General features: G+C 68.3%; 23 protein-coding genes. 14 read left to right on the plus strand and 9 right to left on the minus strand.

Annotated features, from left to right (window positions below; translation table 11 throughout):
• Positions 1-82 precede the first annotated feature (82 nt).
• Both RS85_RS11925 and RS85_RS11930 read left to right on the plus strand, forming a co-directional pair.
• A complete protein-coding gene (locus RS85_RS11925) occupies positions 83-1,090 on the plus strand; it encodes an NAD(P)-dependent alcohol dehydrogenase (RefSeq protein ID WP_200894826.1) in 1,008 nt (335 codons plus the stop codon).
• A gap of 26 nt (positions 1,091-1,116) precedes the next feature.
• Positions 1,117-1,605: a DUF6326 family protein gene (locus RS85_RS11930; protein WP_046013664.1), complete on the plus strand. Its 489-nt coding sequence runs from the start codon at positions 1,117-1,119 to the stop codon at positions 1,603-1,605.
• 7 nt (positions 1,606-1,612) lie between these two features.
• Here RS85_RS11930 and RS85_RS11935 read toward each other — a convergent pair whose 3' ends face one another.
• Positions 1,613-1,981, minus strand: coding sequence for a winged helix-turn-helix transcriptional regulator (locus tag RS85_RS11935; RefSeq protein ID WP_046013665.1), 369 nt, complete (start codon positions 1,979-1,981; stop codon positions 1,613-1,615).
• Between the two features lie 75 nt (positions 1,982-2,056).
• On the opposite strand from RS85_RS11935, the gene RS85_RS11940 reads away from it, so the two are divergent.
• On the plus strand, positions 2,057-2,467 hold the full coding sequence (locus RS85_RS11940; RefSeq protein ID WP_046013666.1) for a Rid family hydrolase: 411 nt from the start codon (positions 2,057-2,059) through the stop codon (positions 2,465-2,467).
• Positions 2,468-2,514: 47 nt separating this feature from the next.
• On the opposite strand, the gene RS85_RS11945 is transcribed toward RS85_RS11940, so the two are convergent.
• The 4 genes from RS85_RS11945 to RS85_RS11960 all read right to left on the minus strand — a co-directional run bounded on the left by RS85_RS11945 (position 2,515) and on the right by RS85_RS11960 (position 6,598).
• Positions 2,515-3,528, minus strand: coding sequence for a CNNM domain-containing protein (locus RS85_RS11945; protein ID WP_046013667.1), 1,014 nt, complete (start codon positions 3,526-3,528; stop codon positions 2,515-2,517).
• Positions 3,525-4,952: a hemolysin family protein gene (locus RS85_RS11950; protein WP_046013668.1), complete on the minus strand. Its 1,428-nt coding sequence runs from the start codon at positions 4,950-4,952 to the stop codon at positions 3,525-3,527. The genes RS85_RS11945 and RS85_RS11950 overlap by 4 nt, the downstream gene beginning before the upstream one ends.
• 171 nt (positions 4,953-5,123) lie before the next feature.
• The gene (locus tag RS85_RS11955) at positions 5,124-5,552 is read right to left on the minus strand and encodes an ArsR/SmtB family transcription factor (RefSeq protein ID WP_442921959.1); all 429 of its coding nucleotides are present in this window, start codon (positions 5,550-5,552) and stop codon (positions 5,124-5,126) included.
• Positions 5,549-6,598 carry a DUF418 domain-containing protein gene (locus RS85_RS11960; protein WP_046013669.1) on the minus strand — a complete coding sequence of 350 codons (1,050 nt, stop codon included), beginning with the start codon at positions 6,596-6,598 and terminating at the stop codon, positions 5,549-5,551. Before RS85_RS11960 ends, RS85_RS11955 begins: the two co-directional genes overlap by 4 nt.
• 75 nt (positions 6,599-6,673) lie before the next feature.
• Between RS85_RS11960 and RS85_RS11965 the strand changes: the two genes are divergently transcribed.
• From RS85_RS11965 to hrpB, 9 genes are all read left to right on the plus strand, one after another.
• A complete protein-coding gene (locus RS85_RS11965; protein ID WP_082087600.1) occupies positions 6,674-8,281 on the plus strand; it encodes a gamma-glutamyltransferase family protein in 1,608 nt (535 codons plus the stop codon).
• Positions 8,278-9,423: a heparan-alpha-glucosaminide N-acetyltransferase domain-containing protein gene (locus RS85_RS11970; protein WP_046013671.1), complete on the plus strand. Its 1,146-nt coding sequence runs from the start codon at positions 8,278-8,280 to the stop codon at positions 9,421-9,423. The genes RS85_RS11965 and RS85_RS11970 overlap by 4 nt, the downstream gene beginning before the upstream one ends.
• Positions 9,424-9,458: 35 nt before the next feature.
• Positions 9,459-9,836, plus strand: coding sequence for an ArsR/SmtB family transcription factor (locus RS85_RS11975; protein ID WP_046013672.1), 378 nt, complete (start codon positions 9,459-9,461; stop codon positions 9,834-9,836).
• Positions 9,833-11,077 carry an MFS transporter gene (locus tag RS85_RS11980; RefSeq protein WP_046013673.1) on the plus strand — a complete coding sequence of 415 codons (1,245 nt, stop codon included), beginning with the start codon at positions 9,833-9,835 and terminating at the stop codon, positions 11,075-11,077. The genes RS85_RS11975 and RS85_RS11980 overlap by 4 nt, the downstream gene beginning before the upstream one ends.
• A gap of 77 nt (positions 11,078-11,154) precedes the next feature.
• Complete coding sequence (hisD, locus tag RS85_RS11985; protein ID WP_235282423.1) at positions 11,155-12,432, plus strand: histidinol dehydrogenase; 1,278 nt, start codon at positions 11,155-11,157, stop codon at positions 12,430-12,432.
• A gap of 380 nt (positions 12,433-12,812) precedes the next feature.
• Positions 12,813-13,448 carry a copper resistance CopC family protein gene (locus RS85_RS11990; protein ID WP_046013675.1) on the plus strand — a complete coding sequence of 212 codons (636 nt, stop codon included), beginning with the start codon at positions 12,813-12,815 and terminating at the stop codon, positions 13,446-13,448.
• A 229-nt stretch (positions 13,449-13,677) separates the two neighbouring features.
• The gene (locus RS85_RS11995) at positions 13,678-14,106 is read left to right on the plus strand and encodes a MarR family winged helix-turn-helix transcriptional regulator (RefSeq protein WP_046013676.1); all 429 of its coding nucleotides are present in this window, start codon (positions 13,678-13,680) and stop codon (positions 14,104-14,106) included.
• 148 nt (positions 14,107-14,254) lie between these two features.
• Positions 14,255-15,859, plus strand: coding sequence for an SPFH domain-containing protein (locus tag RS85_RS12000; RefSeq protein WP_046013677.1), 1,605 nt, complete (start codon positions 14,255-14,257; stop codon positions 15,857-15,859).
• A gap of 207 nt (positions 15,860-16,066) precedes the next feature.
• Positions 16,067-18,619, plus strand: a complete 2,553-nt coding sequence (hrpB, locus tag RS85_RS12005; RefSeq protein WP_046013678.1) for an ATP-dependent helicase HrpB — start codon at positions 16,067-16,069, stop codon at positions 18,617-18,619.
• Positions 18,620-18,770: 151 nt separating this feature from the next.
• On the opposite strand, the gene RS85_RS12010 is transcribed toward hrpB, so the two are convergent.
• Positions 18,771-19,526: an AAA family ATPase gene (locus RS85_RS12010; protein WP_046013679.1), complete on the minus strand. Its 756-nt coding sequence runs from the start codon at positions 19,524-19,526 to the stop codon at positions 18,771-18,773.
• 147 nt (positions 19,527-19,673) lie between these two features.
• Positions 19,674-21,242: an L-serine ammonia-lyase, iron-sulfur-dependent, subunit alpha gene (locus RS85_RS12015; RefSeq protein ID WP_046013680.1), complete on the minus strand. Its 1,569-nt coding sequence runs from the start codon at positions 21,240-21,242 to the stop codon at positions 19,674-19,676.
• A gap of 146 nt (positions 21,243-21,388) precedes the next feature.
• On the opposite strand from RS85_RS12015, the gene RS85_RS12020 reads away from it, so the two are divergent.
• Positions 21,389-21,790: a hypothetical protein gene (locus RS85_RS12020; RefSeq protein WP_046013681.1), complete on the plus strand. Its 402-nt coding sequence runs from the start codon at positions 21,389-21,391 to the stop codon at positions 21,788-21,790.
• 185 nt (positions 21,791-21,975) lie between these two features.
• Here RS85_RS12020 and RS85_RS12025 read toward each other — a convergent pair whose 3' ends face one another.
• On the minus strand, positions 21,976-23,706 hold the full coding sequence (locus tag RS85_RS12025) for an L-aspartate oxidase (protein WP_046013682.1): 1,731 nt from the start codon (positions 23,704-23,706) through the stop codon (positions 21,976-21,978).
• 71 nt (positions 23,707-23,777) lie between these two features.
• Between RS85_RS12025 and RS85_RS12030 the strand changes: the two genes are divergently transcribed.
• The gene (locus RS85_RS12030; RefSeq protein WP_082087601.1) at positions 23,778-24,713 is read left to right on the plus strand and encodes a LysR family transcriptional regulator; all 936 of its coding nucleotides are present in this window, start codon (positions 23,778-23,780) and stop codon (positions 24,711-24,713) included.
• Here RS85_RS12030 and RS85_RS12035 read toward each other — a convergent pair.
• Positions 24,710-26,179: an APC family permease gene (locus RS85_RS12035; protein ID WP_152642413.1), complete on the minus strand. Its 1,470-nt coding sequence runs from the start codon at positions 26,177-26,179 to the stop codon at positions 24,710-24,712. The genes RS85_RS12030 and RS85_RS12035 overlap by 4 nt on opposite strands.
• Positions 26,180-26,201 lie beyond the last annotated feature (22 nt).

Consider the following 26,201-nt stretch of genomic DNA (forward strand, 5'->3'; position numbering starts at 1 on the left):
GACTCGAAGCCGTACTTTCGGCCGATCGGATCCCGACCCGTCGGCCGATGTCGCGCGTCGCCGACACGGCGAGCATCGAGTCATGACAACCGATACGACCATGACCGCGGCCGTCTACCGCCGCTTCGGCGCACCCGAAGTCGTGCGCCTCGAGCAGCGCCCCATCCCCTCGCCGAGATCCGGCGAGGTACTCATCCGGGTGCACGCGAGCACCGTGAGTATCGCCGACCACCGGTCCCGCGCTCGCGACGTCCCGGTGGGTCTCGGGCTGATCGCCGCCATCGGGATCGGCCTCTTCCGGCCGAAGCATCCGATTCTGGGGATGGATGCCGCGGGCGTCGTCGAAGCCGTCGGCTCGGGCGTCACCGCCTTCGCACCGGGCGACCGTGTCATCGCCTCGATGGGCGACGCGTTCGGTGGTCACGCCGAGTACGTGTGCGTACCTGCCGACGGTGCGATCACCCGCGCGCCCACCACCATGTCTCTCGAGGAGGCGGTGACGCTGGTCTTCGGCGGCATCACCGTGCAGGGTTTCTTCGCACAGGTCTCGATCGGTCCGGGCACGGCGGTGCTGGTCAACGGAGCATCCGGGGCGGTCGGCACCGCGGCGATCCAGCTCGCGAAGCAGCTCGGCGCCGTCGTCACCGCCGTCACCAGCGGGCGCAACGCCGCGCTGGTCACGTCACTCGGCGCCGACCGGGTCATCGACTACACCCGCGAGGACTTCACCGCCGGAGACGACACGTACGACGTGATCGTCGATTGCGTGGGCAACGCTCCCTTCGACCGGGTCGAGGGATCGATCGCCCCCGGTGGTGCTCTTCTGCTGGTCGTCGGCGACCTGCGGTCGATGCTGCGCAGCCGCGGGCAGAGCCGCCGTTCCGAGAAGCTCGTCACCTGGAACGTCGGCAAGCCCGGCGCCGACGACCTCGCGCAGCTCGTGAGCCTCGCGGATGCCGGCCGCTACCGGGCCGTCATCGACCGCACCTTCGACCTGACCGGCATCGTCGACGCGCACCGCTATGTCGACACCGGACGCAAGCGCGGCAACGTCGTGCTTCTCGTCGTCCCGGTCGACCCACTTTCCTGATCCACCACTCGAAGAAGGAGCACCCGATGAGTACACGTGAATCCACCCCCCCGACCTTGCAAGAGCAGCGGATGCCGGTCAGAGCGAAGCTCGCCACCGCCTGGGCGAGCTTCATGTTCCTGTACATCTACGTCGACATCCTCGCCTTCTACAAGCCGGGCGTCGTCGACGACATCCTGGTCGGCGTCGTCTGGCAGTTCGACATCACTCAGACGTGGGCGGTCACGGCGCTCGCCCTTCTGGCGATCCCGATCCTCATGGTCATGCTGTCGACGGCGCTGCCCGCGCGGGCCAGCCGCATCGCGAACCTCGTCGTGGGCTCGATGCAGGTCCCGTTCGCGGCGTTCAACGCGGTCGGCGAGTGGGGCGGATCGTGGATACTGTTCTACGTGCTCGGCGTCGCACTGGAGCTGGCAGTACTCGCGTGCATCCTGCGGTGGGCGTGGACGTGGCCGCGGGCCGGGTCCGCGACGGGAACGGCGGCCGACGCTGTTCTCACGGCTCCCCAGGCGTGATCGAGGACTACGCCACCGCGTCGTCGAACTGTGCACGCGCCCGCTCCACCTCGGGCAGGTGCGTCGTGGTCCACCGGAGGAGGGCGTCGATGAGCTCCTGCAGGCTGTGGCCGACCGGGGCGATGCGGTACTCGACGGCCACCGGACGATCGTTCACGACCAGGCGCTCGACCATCCCGTTGCGCTCCAGTCGACGGAGCGCCGCGGTGAGCGATTTCTGACTCACAGCCGGGATGGCTCGGCGCAACTCGTTGAACCGCAGGGCGCCGTGTTCGCAGAGCTGGTCGAGGACGTGAAGCGACCATTTGTCGAGCAGCTGGTCGAGCAGCTCGCGGTGCTCTCCGGTGATGGCGGGGGCGTTGTCGGTCACCTGCATGACACCTAGTCTCGTTGAAGTGCTCTTTCGATACCAAGTAGACATGGGATACCTACAACGGAAAGAGAGAGAGACATGACGGTTTCAGCCTTCAGCCCTGCCGGATTGATGCAGCCCGCTCCCTATCACCACGTCGCGATCGGCTCCGGGTCCCGCCAGGTGCACGTCGCCGGTCAGATCGCCCGCGATGCCGCCGGCGCACCGGTCGCCCCGGGTGATCTGACCGGGCAGGTCGAGCAGGCGCTCCGAAACACGGCGCTCGCTCTCGCCGGAGCCGGCGCCACCTTCGCCGATGTCGTTCGCTTGCGCTTCTTCGTCACCGAGTGGCACCCCGACCAGATGGGGGCGTTCATGGCCGGTATCGAGAACGTCGCCGATGATCTCGGCCTCTCGCTCCCCCTGCCGCCGTCGTCGCTCATCGGCGTCGAGATCCTGTTCGAGCCGGATGTGCTGGTCGAGGTCGAGGCCTACGCGGTTCTCGACTGATCGAAGGCGGGGCCGACCAGCTCGACCGGCTCGACCCCGCCTTGACGTCATGGTCGCTGGGCGGCCGAGGCAGGGAGGATCTCTCGAAGCAGGTCATCGAGGGTGACGACGCCGACCAGTCGATCATCAGCGACGACCGTGGCCAGCTGCACCCGCCCTCGTCGCATCCGGGCGAGTGCGTCGTACGCCGATGTTTCCGGCGAGACGACGAGTGCCTCGCGCGCGATGTCCGAGGCGGGAGCATCGGACGGCGCGTTGAGGGTGTCACGCACATGAGCCACCCGTGATGTCAGTCCTGACCCCACGAGGATCCGCAGGTGACCTGACGATGCCGCGGCCGCTTGGAGGTCCGCGACCGTCGCCGTGTCAGGCACCGCGGTAGGAGTGCGGTCTGTCCGTACGACGTCGCCGACGGTGATCGTGCTGAGCGCGATCGCCTGTGCGATGGGCGCCGAGTACTTCTCCTCGAGCGTGCCCGCGGCGCGGGAGTGCGCGACGAGTTCACGAATCGTGTCGGCGTCCTGCCCACCGGCCGCCGCTTTCTCGACCGGCTCCACGCCGGATGCTTTCACCAGGCGGTTCGCGATGCGGTTGATCCACAGCAGGAACGGCCGCAGCGGCCACGTCAACGCACGGGCGAGGATGCTGGTCGCCTTGGCCGCGACCTCGGGGTGTGCGATCGCCCACGACTTCGGCGCCATCTCACCGATCACGAGGTGCAGGAACGTCACGACGATCAGGGCGAGCATGAACGCGATGACATCGGCGAGGACGTAGGGAAGCCCCCACTGCTCGAACACCGGCGCCAGGGCGTAGTCGATCGCGGGCTTGGTGACTGCTCCCAGCAGGAACGTGCATGCGGTGATGCCCAATTGAGCGAAGGCGAGCATCACGGTGAGCTCGTTCATCCCGCGCAGTGCTGCTCGGGCGGATGCACTGGTGTCGGCTTCCTCCTCGAGACGGTGTCGTCGGGCGGCGAGAAGCGCGAACTCGACGATCACGAAGAAAGCGCTCGCGACGATCAGAGCCGTCGTGATGATCACGACCGTCCAGCCGTTCATCGGGCCGCTCCCTCGTCGTCGCGTTCTTCGTCCATGAGCGCTACGGCATCCTGCGCCCGGTCGCGGTCATCGTCGAGGTCACGCTCGTGCAACCGCACCGCCACTCGCGACGGGACGAGGCGAGCGACTTCGGTGACCTCGACATCGAGCCAGCGCTCGATGCGCAGGCCCTGCACGGTTTCCGCGGCGCGATCAAGAAGATCGATGCGTACCGTCGCGCCCACGGGAAGCAGGTCACCATGCGCGCTGACGATCAGCCCCCCGATGGTCTCCGCGTCGTCGCGAGGAAGGTCTTGCCCCACGAGGCGCTCGACCTCGTCGAGGTGCACGTCGCCGGGGAGAGACCAGTGGTTCTCGCCCTCGATCACGACCTCGTGGATGTCGGTGTCGTGCTCGTCCGAGATCTCTCCGATGACTTCCTCCGTGAGGTCTTCGATCGTGAGGATGCCGTCGAAGTTGCCGTACTCGTCGACGACGCACGCCAGTTCATTGCGGGTCTGCCGCATGCGGTCGAGCGCCACCGGCAGCTGCATGGTCGTGGGAAGCACCACGGCCTCGCGCATGACGCTCGACACCGGGGCGTCGTCACCGGGCTGAAGGCGGAGCAGGTCGATCAGCTCGACCACGCCGACGGGGTAGTCCTCGTCGCCCACGACCGGGTAGCGGGTGTGGCCGGTGGCCATGAGCGCGCGGACTTCCCCGACGGTCGTGTCGGGCGAGATCGAGTCGGCACGGGAGCGCGGCACCATCGCATGCTCCACATCCCGCTGAGGGAAGTCCAGGATGCGATCGATGATCATCGACAGGTCATCGGGCAGGTGACCGCTCGCACGAGACTCCTCGATGATGGCTTCCAGGTCCCGGGCCGTCGCACTCTCGTCGACGTCCTCGAGCGGCTCGATCCGCAGAAGTCGCAGAAGGCCGTTGGCTGCCTTGTCGAACACCGTGATGAGCCAGCCGAAGAGCATCAGGTAGATACGGGTGGGCATCGCCAGAGCACGAGCGAGGGGCTCGGGGTTCGCGATCGCCAGGTTCTTCGGATAGAGCTCGCCGAAGATCATCGTCACGATGGTCGCCAAGAGCAGCGCCCCGATCGTTCCGATGAGGACGGAGACTGCGGGATCGAGACCGACGCCGCCCAGCAGCGTGCCGATCGATTCACCGATCAGCGGCTCCGCGACATAGCCGATGAGCAGACCCGTCACCGTGATGCCGAGCTGCGCACCGGACAACATGAACGACGTGCGTTTGGTGATCGCCAGGACGCGCTTCGCCTGGGCGTCGCCCTTCTCCGCTTTCGCGGCCATCCGGGAGCGGTCCACCGACATGTACGCGAACTCCTGCGCGACGAAGAACCCGCACGCGGCGATGATCGCCAAGGTCACCAGCACACCGACGAGCAGCGTCACGCCTGCTTCCAGCATCCGATTTCACCCCCTTTCCAAGAGAAGGGGTCGGGATATCGACCCTCCTGGTCGGTGGAGGCGCGACGATGGCTCACGGGTGTTCTTTCTGGTGGGGCACGGGTGGGCGATCAGAGTGTATCTGCTCCCGGTATGCCTCGCCTGAGGATCGACGAGTTCGAGTGCGGAGCGCTATGCGGAGGGAAGGTTGTTCGCTTGATGGTGGTGGGGCGTACCCATGGCGTGCTCCGCCTGCTTCAGCGCTTCATCCACGAGATTCGCTGCGTGCTCGTCGGTGAGGCGATAGAAGACTCTGGTTCCCTCGTGCCTGGTTGTGACGATGCGGGTCAGTCGCAGTTTCGCCAGGTGTTGCGAGACGACGGTCGGAGACTTGCCGACTGCCGCCGCAAGGTCGTTCACTGCCTGCTCACCCGAGCGGAGCGTGAGGATCAGCCGGACTCGAGTCGCGTCGGCGAGCATGCTGAAGACCTCGACGGCGAGCTCGACATTGTCGTTTTCGGGCCGGGTGGCGTAGGTGCTGTCAGATGTTGGCATGGCCTCATCCTCTCGTGACTGCGAGGAGGTGGCGACGCCGGAGGTGTCTGTCGTGTTCGGGGTCATCTCCTGAGCTCCAACCACCGGGCTCGCAACAACCATTCGAGCGGGCCGACGCTGAACCGCTGACGCCAGACGTACGCGAATGCGAGACATCCTGCTATGAGCAGCAGGGAGATGCCGACGCCTTCCACGAAGGTGAATCCCTCGTCGGGACGAAGAATCGCCAGCGCGACGAGATGCATCACGTACAGGGTGAGGGCGACCTGCCCGGCGAGCACGAGCGGCCGGGCCGCCGTGCCCACGCGACTCCAGAAATACAGCAACAGCCCGAGAACAAGGGTGGCGCTGCCGAGACTGCTCACCAGCCAGAGGGGCATCTGACCGTGAGGGGTGCCCGTGAGCAGAAGGCCGTACCCCGACTCGAAGGGACCGAAGACGAGGGAGAGGATCTCCGACGCGGCCAAGCCTGCCACAGCGGCACCCAGCCCGATCCAGATCAGGAGTTTCTGCACGCGCTGGTCCTGCAGGTCGAGCCGACCGAGCAGCAGGCCGAGAATGAAGGGCACGATCCACACCACGAAGGGATACGGCCTCGTGAGGAAGAGAGTGTGGACGAGGTCACCCGGGGAGAGGGCCCAGCGCAGTTCGAAGCTCCCGTCCCCCGCGTGATCCAAGGTCTCTCCGACGAAGATGAGGGGACCGATCGCCGCGAAGATGATCGCGGCGGCGACGAGACCGGCGGAGGGGAGCCAGAAGAGTATCAGCGTTGCCAGGAAGAGCGCACCGTACAGCGGCAGGATCACATTGACCCCGTGCGGTAGCAGCCCCAGCAGAAGACCGCCCGCGAGGAGGATGCCGGCGCGCCAGACGAGTATGAGCATGCGTCTCGGACCTTGGCCGGGCCGCAGGAACAGACTCATCGAGATGCCGGCCACGACGACGAAGAGGATCGATGCCCGCCCGTACGGTGCGATCCATGCTCTCTGCAATACGGAATCTGCGGCGACAGGCCCGACGTTGACGATGATCATTCCGATCAACGCCAACCCTCGAGCAGCATCGATGGCGAACAGCCGTCGGTTCGACGTGGCGGCGTTGTTGACTATCATCACCAGCCAGCATAGATCGACTACCTGCGTATTAATTAAGGTTCGCAGAGTTCTTGATAGTGTCGCGGTGTGCGTATGAAGCCTTCAATCCTCCGCCGCGGGGCCGCGTTGGTGGCCGCCGGGCTGATCCTGACCGCCTGCACCCCCGTCGAACCTCCACCCGAGCCGCAGTCCGAGACGGCAACGCCAACCCCCTCGCCGGCGCCTCCCGCCCTCAACGGCGGCGCCGTCGCGGCCGGGCATCCTCTCGCGGCCGCCGTGGGCACCGCGATACTCGATGCGGGAGGCAACGCGGTCGACGCGGCGATCGGAACCGCTTTCGCCGATACAGTGCTGCAGCCGGATGCCTCCAGTCTCGGCGGTGGCGGCTCCGCCATCGTCGCGGATACGGAGGAAGTCTCCTATGTCGACTATCGCGATGAGGTGAATCTCGCCGGTACGGTGCCGGCCGGAGGGGCCGGCATTCCCGGCTTCGTGGCGGGCATGGCCGCTCTGCACGACCGATACGGCTCCCTCGAATGGTCGGAGATCCTCCAGGGAGCACTGGCACTTGCGAGGGACGGCGCACCGCTGTCCGACTACCTCGCCGGACAGATGCGCTACCTGCCCACCAGGATCGATTCGACGCCCGCGTTCTTCAACGCCGCAGGCAATCGACTGCAGGCGGGCGAGACGTTGGTGCAGCCAGACCTCGCTGCGACACTGCAGACGCTCGCCGCCGAGGGCCCTGACGCCTTCTACCGCGGATCACTCGTTCCGACCTTGGCGAGCGTGCAGGGATTCGACGCGGAGTCCCTCGCGGCTTATGAGGTCCAGTGGTCCGTACCACCTGCGGGCGAGTTCGGCGAGTACACCGTGGTTTCCGCGTCGCCTGCTCTGCCGGGGGCAGCCGTCATCCAGCAGTTGCAGATCGAGGAAGCGCTCGGGCTCGCCGGAACCGCACCGAACTCAGCAGAGTTCATCGACGTGCAGACCAAGGCATGGCGCATCGCCAACAACTCGATTCAGACGCTGTTCGGAGATCCTGCGTTCGTCGATGTCCCGGTCGACCAGTTGACGGATCCTGAACTCAACGCGGCTCTGGCTGCATCCGGCGGCGGCAGCACGTCGTCTGACAGCCCGGAAGTCGACGGCAACACCACGCACATCTCCGTCGTCGACGAAGATGGTCTCACGGTTTCGATGACGAACACGGTCACGAACTTCTGGGGTTCGGGGCAGTACGTCGCGGGCTTCTTCCTCAACGATGCGCTCGAGCGTTTCGATGACATCGGTGCCGCCGGGCTGAACGTCGTGCGCCCCGGCGCGAGATCTGTCAGCTGGAGCGCACCGTCGCTCGTGCTGGACCAGACCGGACGACCGGTCCTCGTCATCGGACTCCCCGGCGGCCGGCAGATACCGAGCTCCTTGGCCACCGTCATCGGACTCTGGGCGCTCCATGACTTCTCCGTCGTGGATGCCGTCCTCGCGCCCCGGTTCCAGCTCCTTCCGAACGACACGCTTCGCGTCGAGCAGGGGGCTCCGGTGGATGCCTTGAGAGCGCTCGGGTACCGCGTCGAAGTCTCAGACGCTTCCGCGGTGTTCGGCTCCGTGCAGGCTCTGGAGATCGACTGGAGCAGCAAGAGCATCCTCGGCCATCCGGACCCGCGACGAGCCGCCGGGGTAAGCTACACGACCCCATGAGCGGCGCGGGACTCGACAAGGCCATCGCTGGCCGGGTCCGCACGAACTGGCGGCGCCTGAACGCGGCGGACCGCACCCAGGGCGTCGACCTGGCTCGCGGCCTCGCCGTCCTCGGCATGCTCGCCGCACATCTTCTCGTCATCGCCTCCTTCGACTGGGTCGAGCCGGCGAGCTGGATCGCAGTCGTGCAGGGCCGCTCGTCGATTCTCTTCGCCACCCTCGCCGGGGTCTCGCTCGGCCTCGTCGCCGGATCGACGACGCCGATTCGCGGAGCGGGGTTGCGCAGTCTGCGCCTGCGGCTCGCGCGGCGGGCCCTGCTGATCTGGCTGATCGGCGTCGTCGTCAGCACGCTCGGTGTTCCCGTCTACGTCATCCTCCCCGCCTACGGGATCCTCTTCCTCCTCGCGCTCCCCGCGCTCGCTGCCACACGAGATCAACTCATCGTCCTGGCGGCGGCCATCGCGCTGGTCATGCCCGCCGTGCAGACATGGCTCGATGCATTCGAGTGGTGGGAGACCGACGAGGGCCGCCTCGCCAGCTGGCTGCTCGGATGGAACTACCCCTTCCTGGTATGGGCCGCGTTCATGTTCGCCGGGCTCGCTCTGGCGCGCTGCCACCTCAACCGACTGCGCACGCAGGTATCCCTGCTCGTCATCGGCGCGGCCCTGATGCTTCTCGGCTACGGCCTGGCCGCGCTGGTGCGCCCCGCGTCGACCCCCGCCGACCAGTTCTGGTCGCGGCTGCTCACCGCAGACGCGCATTCCAGCGGCCTGTTCGAGGTGATCGGCTCGGGAGGATTCGCCATCGCCGTGATCGCCATATGCCTGCTCCTCAGCCGCACGGGCGCGTCGATCCTTCTGTTCCCGCTCCGCGCGGTCGGGAGCATGCCCCTGACCGCCTACGTCCTGCAACTGCTCGCCTGGGCCCTCATCGCCGGCGCCACCCTCGACGAACCGGGCGATCTCGCCGCATTCCGTGCACTGGAGCCGTTCCTCCCCTTCGCGCTCGGCACTCTTGTGTTCTGCACGCTCTGGGCTCTCTTCATCGGACGCGGCCCTCTCGAGCGGGCCCTCGGACTCCTCACGACGCCCACCGACAGCACACGAGTTGTCTCGACCGAGGGCCCTCACTGCTGGCCGTGAGTGCGAGCCGACTCGCTTTATGTAATAATCTGCGTATGCATGCAGATACTGAATGTGCGTTCGCGCCGGACAGCGCCCTGGTACAGGTGGCGGCGGAGATGTTCGCCATGCTGTCCGACCCCACGAGATTGCAGATCATCCTGGCGCTGCGCGATGGGGAGCTGTCCGTCAACCACCTCGCGGACATCGTCGACAAGAGCCCGGCATCCGTCTCTCAGCATCTGGCGCGCTTGCGCCTGTCGAAGATGGTCGCCGCGCGACAGGACGGCACCCGCGTGTTCTATCGACTCGCGAACGAGCATGCGCGGCGTCTGGCGATCGACGCGATCTTCCAAGCCGAACACAGCGTCGGGGACAGCCCCGCGCATCACCATGACTCCCATCCGTCACGAGCTGGAATGAGCGCCCGATGATCTCCGTTCTGCGTAACGCCTCCTACGCCAAGCTGTTCAGCGCCCAGGTGATCGCGCTCGTCGGCACGGGCCTGCTCACCGTCGCGCTGGGTCTCCTCGCGTTCGACATCGCCGGAGGGGATGCCGGAATCGTCGTGGCCACCGCGCTCACGATCAAGATGGTCGCGTATGTCGCCGTCTCGCCACTGATGATCGCGATCACCGCCCGCATTCCCCGCAAGACACTTCTCATCGCAGCGGATCTCACGCGTGCGGCCGTCGCCCTGTCCCTGCCGTTCGTGACCGAAGCGTGGCAGATCTACATCCTGATCTTCCTCCTGCAGTCGGCTTCGGCGACGTTCACCCCCACCTTCCAGGCCGTCATCCCGGAAGTCCTCCCCGACGAGCGCGAGTACACGCGGGCGCTGTCGCTCTCCCGCCTCGCGTACGACCTCGAGTCACTCGTCAGCCCCGTCCTCGCCGCGGCGCTGCTCACGGTGATCAGCTACAACAACCTGTTCATCGGAACGGTCGTCGGCTTCATCGGATCGGCGATCCTCGTCATCGCGACCCGTTTCCCTGAAATCCGACCGAGCCAGCCCGTCCCCTTCGTGAGCCGTCTCACCCGCGGTGCACGGGTGTTCCTGAAGACCGCCGAATTGCGGAGCCTGTTGGCGATGAACCTCGTGGTCGCCACGTCGACCGCGATGGTCATCGTGAACACCGTCGTGCTCGTGCAAGGCGATCTCGGCAGACCGCAGAGCGACGTCGCGCTTCTGCTCGCGGCATACGGGGCGGGGTCTATGATCATCGCCCTTCTGCTGCCGCGCGTCCTCGACAGGCTTCCGGATCGGCGAGTCATGCTCGTCGGCGCCGGCGCCCTGCCCGTCGGCCTGCTCGGCGCGCTCGCGCTCACCGCTTTCCCGGTCGGAGATGCGACATGGTCCCTGCTGCTGGTCACCTGGCTGTTCCTCGGCGCCGCGACATCGCTCGTCATGACCCCATCGGCGCGTCTGCTGCGACGAGCCTCCGATGAGGAGAATCGACCGGCGGTGTTCGCCGCCCAGTTCTCCCTGTCGCACGCGTGCTTCATGATCACGTATCCGATCGCCGGCATCGTCGGTGCGACCTGGGGCCTGTGGGCGGCAGCCGCCACCCTCGCCGTGATCGGCGCCGCTGCAGCCGTCGCCGCAGCACTCGCCTGGCGGCAGACTCACAGGCCAGCGGTGCCTCAGCGCGCACCCGAGGAGGTGGAGAGGTGACCCTTCGTTCAGGGGATCCGACACGCAGCGTCGACGCCCGTGGCGTGCCTGCTACACGCGCGAGAGTCCGCCAGCTGGTGGCTCGGGCACACGCGGGGGACTCCTCTGTCGAAACCACGGTCGCCGACATCATCACCCGCATCCGCGAGGACGGGTTCGCCGCGGCATCCGCATATGCGCACGATTTCGACGGAGTCGAGCTCGACCGGCTGCGGGTGTCCGCCCAGACGATCCGCGACGCCGCCGACAGCCTCCCTGCCGAGACGCTGGACGCCCTGTCGACGGCCATCGACCGCACGCGCACGTTCGCGGAAGCGCAGCGTCCCGAGACCGTGACGACCACCTTCCCCGGAGGCGCAACCGTCTCCCTGCTGTGGGAGCCGGTATCCCGGGCAGGCGTGTATGTGCCGGGAGGCAAGGCGGTCTACCCGTCGTCCGTGATCATGAACGTCGTTCCCGCCCAGGCGGCCGGTGTGACGTCCATCGCGCTCGCGAGTCCGCCGCAGCGCGAATACGGCGGGATGCCGCACCCGCACATCCTCGCTGCAGCGCACCTGCTCGGCATCGACGAGGTCTACGCCATCGGCGGAGCACAGGCCATCGCGGCCCTCGCCTTCGGCATCGACGACCCCGACCCGGAACGGGCGCTGCCCGCCGTGGACGTCATCACCGGGCCGGGAAACATCTATGTCGCCACCGCGAAACGTCTCGTTCGCGGACACGTCGCCGTGGATGCCGAAGCAGGCGCCACCGAGGTGATGATCCTCGCCGACAGCCTCGCGGATCCCGCCACCATCGCCGTCGACATGATCTGTCAGGCCGAACACGACGAGAACGCGGCAGCCGTCCTCGTCACCCCGTCCGCCTCCCTGCTCGGTGCCGTCAGTGCCGAACTGCGACGCCGCGCACCCACCGCCGCACACCGCGAACGCGTCGCGGCCGCGCTGGGTGGCCCGCAGTCCGCACTCGTCCTGGTCGACGACATCGGCCACGGCATCCGATTCTGCTCGGCATACGCTCCCGAGCACCTCGAGGTGCACTGCGAGAACGCGGATGCTGTGGCCGCCCAGGTCACCGGGGCCGGTGCGGTGTTCGTCGGCGCCACGACCCCGGTCAGCCTCGGAGACTACACGGCCGGTTCGAACCACGTTCTGCCCACCGGAGGAACGGCATCGTTCTCTTCCGGCCTGTCCGTCTACAGTTTCCTGCGCAACGTCCAGAACGTCGCCTACCCGCTCGATGCTCTCCGCCCGCTCCGCGACACCGTCCGAGCGCTCAGCACCGCCGAGAACCTCCCCGCCCACGGCGCCGCGTTCGACATGCGATTCGCCGCTTCCGACCGCGCCAGCTCATGACAGCCGCCACTGTCGAAGGAATCGCAGCATGAGCACGCCGCACGGCCACGGTCACGGTCACGGTCACGACGAGTCGACGTCATGAATATCCGCGCCCGCGCGACCGACAACGCTCGCCATCCACCCTTCGGCGGCGACGCGGCGACGTGACCGTTCTGGCTATCGTTGAGACATGCCACGGGGTGTTCGTGGCCCGGCGATCCCCGTTCCGTCGCCGCAGTCCTCACGATCCTCGCCCTGCACTTCGGCGAACGTCTGCTTCTGCTGGTGCTGCGCCTTGCAGAGCAGCTCCGCCGCTGGTGGTCACGACGCGTCCGCGTCGCCGCCGCACCCGTGTCGCCCCTTCCGACCGAGGTGCACCGAACGAAAGGCACACTGCCATGCCCACCACGACCAGACGCGGCCGCGCCATCGCTGCGGCCAGCGCTCTTCTCATATTCCTCGCCGTCGGAGCCGGGGCCAGCCCCGCGTTCGCGCACGAGAGCCTCGTCTCCAGCTCGCCCGCCGAAGGAGAGCAACTCGCCGCACCCCCGGAGCAGATCACCCTCGTCTTCAGCGACTCCGTCCTCACGATGGGAGCTGAAGTCGTCATCAACGACACCTCCGGACGGAACTGGGTCGAAGGGGCGGCGGCGATCAACGGTTCCACCGTGATAGCCACCGTTGCCGAGGGCATGCCGGCAGGCGACTACGAGGTGATCTGGAAGGTCGTCTCCGGAGACGGGCACCCGATCAGTGCTCTCATTCCCTTTTCCGTCCTGGCAGGATCGCCGACGCCGACGCCGACGCCGACAGCGAGCGCGGCCCCTGGACCGACCGCTTCCGCGACCGCCGCCGACGGCGATCCTGACATCACATCCACGGAAGCCGAGACCACGGGAGTGCAACCGTGGCAGTTCGGACTGATCATCGCGTCCGTGATCGTCATCGGAGGCGGACTCTGCATCGCGATCCTCCTTCTGATGCGCCGCCGCAGAGCACGAGACCGCAGCACGAACGAAACGAGCAACGAGTAGCAACGTGATGGGGACCCCCGAACGGCGCGGGGTCCCCACCGCGTATTATTCTGAACTTTCCGTGACCAAACCGTTGCATTCGTTACCTCGCCGTTATACAGTGATCACACGGTGAATGTTTGCTGTGGCACTCACCGCATGTGATTGCAGGACACTCTTGGTGCAAGGGACAAGGGCCGGTCGGGAGCCTCTCCGACCGGCCCTTTACTGTCCCCGCTATCCTGTGAGCATGACCGATCGCAAGCTCGCCCTGGAGGCATGGGAGAGCCTGTTCCGCGCGCAGCACGAACTGTTCGACGAGATGCTCGTCGACTTCGAGCACGGCGACCTCGCGCAGGCCGAGTACGACGTGCTGCTCACCGTCACCCGCGCCCCCGACATGACGGCCCGCCTGCGTGATGTCACGACGAACATGCTGATCAGTCAGCCCAGCGTCTCTCGTCTCGTCGATCGCATGGTCACCCGCGGTCTCGTCGCGAAATGCCCTGACCCGGAAGACGGCCGGGGCGCACTCATCCGCGCGACGGATGCCGGTGCCCGCACCTTCCGTGCCCTGGCCACGATCCACGGCCGCTCGATCGCCCAGCGCATGTCGCGGCTCGACGACGACGAGCTCCGCACCCTCCGCGACCTGGCCGAGAAGCTCCGCCGCGGCTGATCCTTCGCTCCCGTGGCACCTATGGCGGGTGCGGGGCACTTCTACCCGCCACGAGTGCCACCGGAACGCACGCGCGGCATCCGGCATCTGGCAGGGTGGACCCTGAAGGCGCGCAGCATCGCGCGTCGGGGGGAAAAGGAGACTCACTATGGAGATCGCCGGAATCATCGGCATCCTCGTCATCGTCGGCATCGCTGTCGTCGTCGTCGTCGTTCTGCTGCTCATCCTGCTGCTGTTCGCACGCAGCTGGATCAAGGTCGCCCGAGCGGACGAGGCGCTCGTCATCTCGGGACGCAAGCAGAAGGTGCAACTCGCCGTCCTGAGCGCTGACGGCTCGAGCCGCGACGAGATGACCGAGTCGCCCGTCACGGTCATCGTGAACGGCAAGGCCGTCGTCAACCCGATCACGCAGCGCCACGAGATCATCTCGCTGCGCTCGCGTCAGGTCTCCCTCAACGCCGAGGCGCAGTCGCTCGACAGCGTCACGCTGAACGTCGACGGGGTAGCGATCGTGAAGATCGGCTCCGACCCTCTGCTGGTGCGTCGCGCCGCGGAACGCTTCGCCTCGCAGGACTCCGCGATCGAGCAGTTCACGACCGAGCAGCTCGAGGGCGCCCTCCGCGGCATCGTCGCCACGCTCTCGGTCGTCGAGCTCATGCGCGAGCGGAAGAAGTTCTCCGACCAGATCGCCGCCGACGTCTCGCAGGAGCTCGCCGAGCAGGGTCTGATCCTCGATTCGTTCCAGATCAAGGGCATCACCGACAAGGTCGGCTACATCCAGTCGCTCGGTGCTCCCGAGATCCAGGCGAAGCGTCAGTCGGCGGAGATCTCGCAGACCAACGCCGACCGTGCGATCAACCAGAAGAACATCTCGAACCAGGAAGCCAACCTGATCGAGCAGACCGCGCTCGACACCAACACCGCCAACTCCAACGCCGGCATCGGCCGTGCGCGGGCGGAGGCGGAGCAGGCCGAGAACCTCGCCCGCGAGCAGGCGCAGCAGGCCGTTCTGCAGCAGCAGGCCGAGAACCGGCAGGCACAGCTGGATGCCGACGTCAAGCGCGTCGCCGACGCCCAGCGGTATGAGGCCGAGACCCGCGCGCAGGCCGAGCTGTACACACGCGAGAAGGCTGCCGAGGCCGCGTCGATCGAGCAGGTCAAGCAGGCCGAGGCCCGCACCCGCATCGCCGAACAGCAGGCAGAGGCCGACAAGGCCCGCGCCGCCGGTGAGGCCGCAGCGGCTGTCGCCAGCGCCACAGGTGAAGCCGACGCCCTGCGCTCCAAGGCTGAGGCCGAAGCGCACGCCCGACGGCTGCGCGCCAACGCCGAGGCCGATGCCATCCGCGCTGAGGGTGACGCCCGGGCCGCCGCGCTCGAGGCAGAGGCCAAGGCCATCGCCTCCAACCAGGACGCGTTCCTCTCGCAGCGCGTGCTCGAGGTGCTGCCGTCGATCATGGCCGAGTTCGCGAAGGGCTACTCCGCGATCGGCAACGTGTCGATCATCGGCAGCTCCGGCCAGGACGGAGCCTCAGACGTCGTCGGTGCCGACAGCGCGAAGGCACTGCGCTCGGTGTTCGACAGTGTCCACGCGGCCACCGGGCTCGACCTCGCCGGCATCATCCAGGGACAGGCTGTCGGCCGCGGAATCGGCGAAGGTGTGGTTGCGGCCGCTCCTCCGGCACCGGCGAAGACCCGCACGGCGAAGCCCACCACTCCTCCGCCCCCGCCCGCGCCGCCGGCTGCGGCCGAGTAGCACCAGTCACAGCGGATGCCGCGGCCGATTCGGTCGCGGCATCCGCTGTTCTCTCGGCCGGCACGCGTGCACAACTCAGCAAGAATCTCGAGAAACCGGCGAGATCGGCCTTGATCGGCCCGATCTGACAAGTTCTTGCTGAATTGTGCACGGGCATCCCGGCTGCCGGCGCCCGACGACCCCGACCCGACCCGGCAGACTGGGGAGATGACCCCCGCCGCCTTCGATCTCGCGACCATCGGCGCGGGCCTGTCGTTCGCGGCGGCTGTCGACGAGCTCTCGTCGACCCTGGACACCAGCACGTCGGCGGTCGTCAGCGCCCCTCCCGGCACCGGCAAGACGACGCTCGTGCCGCCGCTGCTGGCCTCGCGCTCCCCCGGCCGCGTGGTCGTCACCCAGCCGCGCCGAGTCGCGGCCAGGGCAGCCGCGCGCCGTCTGACGCAGCTCGACGGCTCGCCGCTCGGAACTCGAGTGGGGTTCACTGTCCGCGGCGAGCGCGTGGTCACCCGCGAGACCCGGGTCGAGTTCGTCACGGCGGGTGTGCTGCTCCGGCGCCTGCTCGACGACCCCGGCCTCGCGGGGGTGGATGCCGTGATCATCGATGAGGTGCATGAGCGGGCGCTCGAGACGGACCTGCTGATCGGCCTGCTCTCGGAGGTGCGCGAGCTGCGCGACGACCTGGTGCTGATCGCGATGTCGGCGACCCTCGACGCGGCACGGGTCGCCGCCGTCCTCGGCAGGGACGACCGGCCCGCGCCGATCATCCACCACGACGTCCCCGCCTTCCCGCTGACCGAACGGTGGGCCCCGAGCCCCGCGCCACGCCTCGATGAGCGCGGAGTCACCTGGGCCTTCCTCGATCACGTCGCAAGGACCACGGCATCCGCCGCCCTGGAGCAGAACCGCGACGACCCCACGGCCGACGTGCTGGTCTTCGCGCCGGGTGCGCGCGAGGTGTCGGAGATCGCGCGCCGCATCCGCGACGCGACCGAGGCGTTCGATGTGCGCGCGTTGCACGGCCGAATGCCCGCCGCCGAACAGGATGCCGTGATCCGCGGTCGCCGCCCCGACGAGCAGGCCCGCATCATCGTCACCACCTCGCTCGCGGAGTCCTCGCTCACCGTGCCGGGCGTCCGGCTCGTGGTGGACACCTGCCTCGCCCGCACCCCGCAGCGCGACGCCGCACGCGGGATGACCGGACTCGTGACCGTCGCCGCCTCCCGCTCCTCGTGCGTGCAGCGTGCCGGCCGCGCCACCCGCCAGGGACCGGGCATCGTGGTCCGCTGCGTCGACGAGCGCACCTATGCCGCGGCTCCCGCTCGCCCGACTCCCGAGATCGCCTCGACCGACCTCGCCGATGCGGCCCTGCTGCTGGCTTGCTGGGGCGCGCCGGGCGGCGCAGGATTGCGGATGATCGACCCGCTGCCCGCCGACAGCCTGACGGAGGCCGTCACGGTGCTGCGCGGCCTCGGCGCGATCGACGACGGCGGCCGAGCCACGGCAGAGGGCCGTGCCCTGGCTCGCATCCCGACCGATCCGCGGCTCGCCCGGGCCCTGCGCGACGGCAGCCCGGTCGTAGGCACCCGGCTCGCCGCCGAGGTCGTGGCACTGCTGGGCGGCGACGTTCGCAGCGCGGACGCCGACGTCGCGCAGACCCTCATCGCTCTGCGGGGCGGACGAAAGCCGGATGCGCGTCGGTGGCGCAGCGATGCCGATCGCCTCGAGCGCATGACGACGTCGGCTCCAGCTGTGCGCTCCGGTCTCGACGGCGTCGGCCTCGTGATCGCGCTGGCGTTCCCCGAGCGGGTTGCCCGGCGCGTGGATCGCACGGCCACCGGGGCGACCTTCCTGCTGGCATCCGGAACCCGCGCGGGAGTGACCGGCCCGCTCGCGGCGGTCGAGTGGCTGGCCATCGCGGATGTCGCCCGCGCCTCCGGGCGTGCGGCAGCCGGCTCCGGCGCGATCGTGCGGTCCGCGGCGACGCTGACCGAGCAGCAGATGGAGCAGGCGGCGAGCCACCTGATCACCGACCGCGTCGAGGCGGAGTTCGTCGGAGGTCGCATCCAGGCACGTCGCGAGCGCCGCGTGGGCGCGATCCTGCGTTCCTCCGCGCCGGTGCGTGCGTCGGCCGACGAAGGGCGGGATGCTGTTCGCCGAGAGCTACGGCGTGAAGGGCTGGGCCTGTTCACCTGGTCCGCGTCCGCTGTCGCGCTACGGAGCCGTCTGGCGCTGCTGCATCGCGAGCTGGGATCACCGTGGCCCGATGTGTCGGATGCCGGACTCCTCGCAGCCCTCGACGCGTGGCTCGCACCCGAGCTGGACTCCCTCGCCGGCGGGACCCCGGTGGCACGGTTGGATCTGACGTCGGCACTGGGCCGCCAGCTGCCGTGGCCCGCGGCGGCCCGTCTCGATGAGCTCGTGCCGGAGCGGCTCGAGGTGCCCAGCGGGTCCCGCGTCCGCATCGCGTACCCGAGCGTCGACGACCCGGACGCCCGGCCCGTCGTCGCGGTCAAGCTGCAGGAGTGCTTCGGCTGGGCGGAGACCCCCCGGCTGGTCGACGGCCGGGTGCCGGTGCTCTTCCACCTGCTCTCCCCCGGCGGACGCCCGCTCGCCGTGACCGACGACCTCACCTCGTTCTGGTCGGGCCCGTACGCCCAGGTTCGTGCCGAGATGCGGGGCCGCTACCCGAAGCATCCGTGGCCGGAGGATCCCTGGGCCGCCGCGCCGACACGGCACACCAAGCGCCGGGCCGGGGGCTGAATCTCGCCCCGCCGGGCGTTCGCAATTCAGTCAGTTCTGCGCGCGGCACCCCGAAACCGACCTCCTCGGCCGGCCTCGGCCACGTCCTTGCTGAATTGTGAACGCCGGACGCCGTCAGCGGATGCGCCGGACCACGGCACGGGTCCGTTCATCAGTCGAGAAGATGGCGAAGATACCGGTCCGGCTGGTCGAGGAACGAGCGCCAGTGGTTCACGATCTCGAGGTCGTCCCACTCGGCGGACCGGATGCCCCAGTCGCCGACCTCGAGGATCTTCGCGCCCGGCAGTGCGGCGAGCACCGGTGAGTGGGTCGCGCACAGCACCTGCCCGCCCTCGTCGGCGATGCGGCTCAGGACCGCGATCAGCGCGAGCGTCGAGTTGAAGGAGAGCGCCGCCTCGGGCTCGTCGAGGCAGTAGAAGCCGGGTTCGTCGAAGCGGCTCTCCAGCAGTGCGAGGAACGACTCTCCGTGACTCATCTCATGGAAAGGCACGTCGGGTGCGCTGGTCGAGGGGTTCTCCTCGAGATACGTGTAGAAGGAGTGCATCGTCTCGGCGCGCAGGAAGAATCCCCAGCGGCTCGATCCCACGCCGCGCTGCAGGCGCAGCCATTCCGACAGCGGAGACTCGGTCGGGCGCGTGCGGTGCATCGCCTGCCGGGATCCGCCCTCCGGCGACAGTCCGTACGCGATCGCGATCCCCTCGACGATCGTCGACTTGCCGCTGCCGTTCTCCCCCACCAAGAACGTCACGCCCGGGTCGAGTTCGATGCCCTCGCGCAGCACCTGGGCGACCGCGGGGATATCGGTCGGCCAGCCTGATCCGGCGGCCGGCGCGTCGTCGGACGGCTGCACGGTCACGACCGGCTGCTCGCGTCGTCGGCGGCTGCCGGCCTCCCAGATCGACTCCATGCCGCTCCCTCCGCCCACTCCGAGGATCCTAAGCGCGTGCACCGACACGGCCGACCGGCCCGTCTCTGTGCGAGCGGCCCCTCTGCGACGCGCCATAAAGGGGCGGCTCGCACACAACGGGAATGGTCGGCGTAAGAGAGCAGGGGCTCAACACTCGATGACGTTGACCGCGAGGCCGCCCTCGCTGGTCTCCTTGTATTTGGTCGACATGTCGGCACCCGTCTGTCGCATCGTCTCGACGACGGCATCAAGAGAGACGTAGTGGCTGCCGTCTCCGCGCAGCGCGAGGCGTGCGGCGGTGACGGCAGTGGAGGCGGCGATCGCGTTGCGCTCGATGCACGGGATCTGCACGAGACCGCCGATCGGGTCGCAGGTGAGGCCGAGGTGGTGCTCCATCGCGATCTCGGCCGCGTTCTCGATCTGCCTGTTCGTGCCGCCCATCACGGCCGTGAGGCCGCCGGCCGCCATGGCGCAGGCGGAACCGACCTCGGCCTGGCATCCGCCCTCCGCCCCCGAGATCGAGGCATTCGCCTTGAACAGCGACCCGAGAGCCGTTGCGGTCAGCAGGAACCGACGGATGCCGCGGCGGCGGTTCGCCTCGGCGACGAGCTCATCGTCGAGCGGCGTGCGTTTCGGCACTTCGTCTCGCTGCGCTCGCTCAGCACGGCGCTCGTCGCTGCGCTCCTCGCTCAACGACCGGCGTGCGTCCGTCGACGCCCCGCCCCCATCGAAGCCGAGCAGCGCGCTGCCGACGAGCTCGCCGTACGGGGTGACGGCGTTGCCTGCACCGAGCCCGGAGTCCGCCATGAACCGCCACCAGTACATGCCCACGGCAGGAAGGATGCCGGCGGCGCCGTTCGTGGGCGCCGTGACGACCCGTCCGCCCGCGGCGTTCTCCTCGTTCACGGCCAGCGCGAAGGCGCCGAGCCACTCCCCGGGAAGCTCGCGATGTCCTCCGGCCTCGGACTCCTCGAGCTGCGCGCGGATCGTCCCGGCCCGGCGCTTCACCTTCAGGATGCCGGGAAGCACACCGTCCGCGTGCAAGCCGGCCTCGACGCACTCGGACATCGCATCCCAGATCGCGTCGAGCCCCGTGGCGACCTCCTCCTCGCTCCTCAGCGCCGTCTCGTTGAGTCGCGCGATCTCGGCGATCGACAGCCCGCTCTCATCGCAGAGCGCGAGCAGCGATGCGGCATCCGCATACGGGTACGGGAAGCCCGCTTTCGTGAGGCGGGCCTCCTCGCCGTCGCGGCGGATGAAACCGCCGCCGATCGAGTAGTAGGTGTCTTCGGCAACGACCGCGCCGGCTGCGTCCGATGCGGTGAGGGTCATCGCGTTCGGGTGACCGGGGAGGCGCGTGCGCGGCGCGAACACGATGTCGTCCTTCGCGAACGGGACGTCGTGCTCGCCGTGCAGGCGCAGCATCTCCCCCGGCACGAAAGCGGTCCATGCCGACCGGACCTCCGCGGGGTCGCAGGTCTCCGGCGAGAGTCCGCGGAGCCCGGCGATGACGGCATCCGGTGTGCCGTGGCCGATGCCGGTCGCACCGAGCGAGCCGTACAGGGTGCACCCCACGCGCGCGACCCGACCGAGCGCTCCGCTCGCGGCGAGACGCTGCGCGAACTCGAGCGCCGCCCGCATCGGTCCGACGGTGTGCGAGCTCGACGGCCCCACGCCGATGGAGAAGAGGTCGAAGGCCGAGACGTACGCTGTCACTGCTTCAGGCTACGCCGCATTCCCCCGTTTCGGTTCATCATCATTAACTTGATCACGCGGACGCCTGCCGCGTCGCGCGTCAACCCCCTTCGCCGGTGGTGGGAGCGACGGCATCCTGATCGGGACGACATACGAAAGGGGCGATCATGACCGACAGCACGCCGAACCAGGAATCCACGCCGGGCGACGAGGCGGGCGAGGTGAACGCGCTGACGCCGGAGCAGGTGCACACCACGGGTGACGCCGAGACGTCCGCCGGCGCACAAGCGACCGACGAGGTTCCCGCCGAGGGTCAGGTGCAGAACCCCGGCCAGCAGTCGACGTCGGACCAGGAGTCGACGTCGGAGCAGGCAGAGACACCCGCCGAGGCCGATTCGCCGGAGCAGGCCGACCCGGCAGAAGTCCCCAGCACCGAAGAGCTCGAGGAGCCCAGCACGGAGAAAGACCCCGGCGAGGAGCCGAAGGCCCCGAAACGCGATGAGCCCGAGCCCGACCATGAGGCGGTCGGGATCGGTGTCGTCGACACGGAGGAGCCGCCGGCCGACTGACCACGGGCGACGCTCCGGTCGCACTTTCTGCCGCCGGGCGATGTTCCGGTCGCATTTTCTGCCGTCTGAATCGCCGTGGGGCGGCAGGAAATGCGACCGGAGCCACAACCCGGGCTCAGGAACCCGAGGGAGGGTAAGGAGCCACTGAGCCCCGGGCCCTGAGCCGGTCGGTGGGTCGAGCGCCGCTACTCGACGAGCTTGCCCTCGGTGTCGACCTCGCACATGAGCTCCGTGATCTCGGCGGAGATCTCCGGGATCGGCTCGCGCGTCACGCCGTCGCGCGGGCTCCACACCAGGTTCACCTGCAGCGTCGGGTCGGTGTCGGGGAAGTCGCTGCGGTTGTGGCATCCGCGGGTCTCACGGCGCTCCAGCGCCGCCTCGAGTGTGGCGCGTGCGGCGAGGGCCGACGCCTTGAGGTCGAAGGCATGCGCCAGATCCTGGAACCCGGCGATGTCGGGATGGATGCCGATGTCCTCCATGCGCCCCTCGATCATGTCGAGGTCCGCGAGACCGGCGAGCAGCCCCTCCTCGGAACGGACGACGCCGGCGTAGTCGGTCATCAGGTTGCGGATCGCGCGCTGCAGGGCCCGCACGTTCTCGCGTCCGTCCGCGCTCAGCAGGTCGTCGATCTCAGCGCGCGCCTGAGCGACGGCATCCGCCGAGCGGCGCTGCGCGTCGAGTCCCGCCGCATGCGCGATGGCCGCCTGCCCGACGATGCGTCCGTACACGAGAAGCTCGATCAGCGAGTTGCCGCCGAGCCGGTTCGCGCCGTGCAGTCCGCTCGATGCCTCGCCGATCGCGTACAGCCCGTCGACATCGGTCTGGTGATCTTCGGGACGCACCCACACGCCGCCCATCGAGTAGTGCGCCGTGGGCGCGATCTCGATCGGGTCGGTCGTGATGTCGAGCATCTGCAGCTCCATCATCGTCTGGTAGACGCGGGGCAGACGGGTCATGATCGTCTCACGCGGCAGGTGGGAGACGTCGAGCCAGACGCCGCCGTTCTCGGTCCCGCGTCCTTCGGCGATCTCCGTGTAGGCGGCGAGTGCGACGCGGTCGCGGGTCGACAGCTCCATCCGCTCGGGGTCGTATTTCTCCATGAACCGCTCGCCGAGCGCGTTGCGCAGGATGCCGCCCTCGCCGCGTGCCGCTTCGGAGATGAGCGTGCCCGCGGCATTCTCGGGCTCGATGATGCCGGACGGGTGGAACTGCACCAGCTCGGGGTCGCGCAGACGTGCCCCGGCGTCGACCGCGAGGCGGAACGAGTCGCCGGTGTTCTCATCGCGTCGGGAGGAGGTGCGCCGCCAGATGCGGTTGTGCCCGCCGGCGGCGAGGATCACGGCATCCGCATGGATGAGGTAACGCGTGCCGTCGGCCTGGTCGAAGCCGTACGCGCCGAACACGACGTTGTCGCGCACGAGCAGGCGGGTGATGTAGACGTGGTCGAGGATCGGGACCTCGAGCTGCTCGGCCTTGCGGACGAGAGTCCGCTGGATCTCGAGGCCGGTGTAGTCCCCGGCGAAGGCGGTGCGGCGGAACGTGTGCGCTCCGAAGAAGCGCTGTGAGATGCGGCCGTCGTCCTCGCGCGCGAAGTCCATGCCCCAGCGTTCGAGATCGCGGATGCCGCGCTCCGCGCCCTGCGTCACGATCTCGACGGTGTGCGGGTTGGCGAGCAGGTAGCTCTCCTTGATCGTGTCGGCGGCGTGCTGCTGCCAGCTGTCGTCGGCATCCATGGTTCCGAGAGCGGCGTTGATGCCGCCGGCCGCGAGCGAGGTGTGGGCATCCTGTCGGGGGCGCTTGCCGACGGCGAGGACGTCGATTCCGTGCTCGGCGACCTCGATCGCCGCCCGCAGGCCGGAGCCGCCGGTCCCGATGACGAGGACCGTGGTGGAGATCTGACGTTCGCGTGTACTCATGAAATCCACGCTAGTCAGGCGGTCGTCAGTACTCCAATGCATAGTTCCTCTTCGAACGATGCAGCTACGCTATGACTATGAACCTCGAGCAGTTGCGTGGGTTCGTCGAGGTTGCCCGCCTCGGCCACTTCACCCGCGCCTCAGAGCACCTGCATCTGGCGCAGCCGTCGCTGAGCCGCCAGATCTCCACGTTGGAGCGCGAACTGGGTGCCGAGCTGTTCCATCGCGCACGCGGTCACATCGCGCTCACCGCCGCCGGTGAGACACTGCTTCCGCGTGCGCAGCGCATGCTCGCCGAAGCCGACGCCATCCGCGATGAGATGGAAGAGCTGCAGGGATTGCGCCGCGGACGCGTGCGGCTCGGCGCTCCTCCCACGCTGTGCATCAGTCTCGTGGCCGAGGCGCTCAGCGACTTCCACGCCGCGCACCCCGACGTCGACCTGCACCTCATCGAGAGCGGCTCTCGTCTGCTCGTCGAGCAACTCGCCGTCGGCGCCGTCGACATCGCGCTCATCACCGAGTCCGACGGGCCGCCGCCGTCGGGCTTCAGCCTCACGCGCACGCCGCTGCTCACCGAGGAGCTCGTCGTCGTCTCTGCCGCTTCCCGCCCACCGGTGGCGGTCACCCCCGCGATCGGGCTCGATCATCTCGCCACGCTTCCGCTGATCGCCCTCGACGCCACGTACGAACTGCGCGCCACGACGGATGCCGCATTCCGCTCGGCGGGCCTCGACCCGACGCCGGTGCTGGAGGGGGCCGAGATGGATGCCGTGCTCCGCTTCGCCGAACGCGGTCTCGGCGTGGCTGTGGTGCCGGCGATGGTGCTTCTCGATCGCCCGGCGCTGCGATCCGTGCGGCTGACGCACCCGATGATGACCCGCGTCGTGAGCCTCGCCCACCGCTCCGATGTGACGCCCGCCGTCGCGGTCGCCGCCATGCGGAAGGTGATCCTCGCGACCGCAGCCGAGGTGGCCCGCAAGGATCCGGCGATCACGAGCCTGCTCTAGGTAGCGCGGCGCGAACGAGACAACTTCACGGTCGCCTGTACCCAGCCCATGATCGCTGAGATCACCATTGCGCCGAGCAGAATCGCACTCACGATTCCGAACGCGGGAACCCCTTTCCCATCGACGTCTCCGACGAGAGTCGGGAAATTGGCGATGATGAGCACCGCAGCTCCAATGAGGCCCACGAAGGCCAGACCCGGCGCGACGATGCGGGACCACATCGACTCTGAGACCCGCTCGCGTCGACTGTAGACGATGACGGCGACGGAGGTGGCGGCCATGATCAGGACGACGGGGAGCACGGCACCGCTGGAGAACCAGCCGAACACCTGCCGAACTGGGTCGAGTCCGAGCACCGCGAACAGCACGACGAGCACCGCTGCGGTCGACGTCTGCACCAGCGAGGAGACATGCGGTGAACGGTGGCGTGCATGCACATGGGCGAGCCGCCGGGGAAGAGTGCCCGACATCGCCATCGAGTGCTGATAGCGGCTGATCACGTTGTGGAACGACAGGACGCATGCGAACATCGAGCTCACCAGCAGCACGTTCGTGATCGTGGCTCCCGCGGCACCGAAGTACTTCGCCGCCGTTACCAGAATGGTCGAGCCGGGGTCCTCGGCGACGACGTCCATGATCTTCGACGGTCCCCAGGCCATGATCATCCCCCAGGACGCGATCACATAGAAGACGCCGACGAGGATGACCGAGAGGTAGGTCGCCCGGGGGATGGTGCGGTGGGGATCACGCGCCTCGTCACGATAAACGGCGGTCGACTCGAACCCGATGAAGGCCGCGACACCGAACATCAGTCCGACGCCGGGCGACCCGCTGAGCACATTCGCGGGCGCGAACGGGGCGAGGGAGAGACCCTCCGCGCCTCCTGACACCGTTACAGCACCGACGATTACGAGCACCACCGCGACCTCGGCGATCAGCACGACAGCGAGCACCTTGGAAGACAGATCGATGTCGCGATAGCCGAGGATGCCTACGACGGCGATGGAAGCGAGCGCGAAGAGCCACCAGGGGATGTCCGGCCTGCCGACGGCAGCGACGGCGTTGCCGAGGATATAACCGATATAGCCGAACACGGCAACCTGGCTCATCGTGTATGCCACGACGGCCACGTAGGCAGCGGCGAGACCCGATCGTTCGCCGAGACCGTAGCGGATGAAGGTGTAGAACGCTCCCGGGCGCGGAACATGGCGCGCCATCATCGCGAAGCCGACGGCGAAGAGAACGAGGAGGACGGCGGCCGCAGCATACATGGTGGGAAATCCGACACCGTTGCCGATCAGGATGCCGAGTGGCACTCCCCCGCCGACGACGGTCAGCGGGGCGGCGGCAGCCACGACCATGAAGACGATCGACGACACCCCCAATGAACCCACGAGACGTGCACGGTCGGGTCGATCCTCCCGAACCGGACTGTCGGCGGCGAGGTCTTCAGCGCGCTGAGTCATCATCATCCTTCCGTCCCCATTC

The organism is Microbacterium sp. SA39, assembly GCF_000967865.1.
GTDB lineage: Bacteria > Actinomycetota > Actinomycetes > Actinomycetales > Microbacteriaceae > Microbacterium.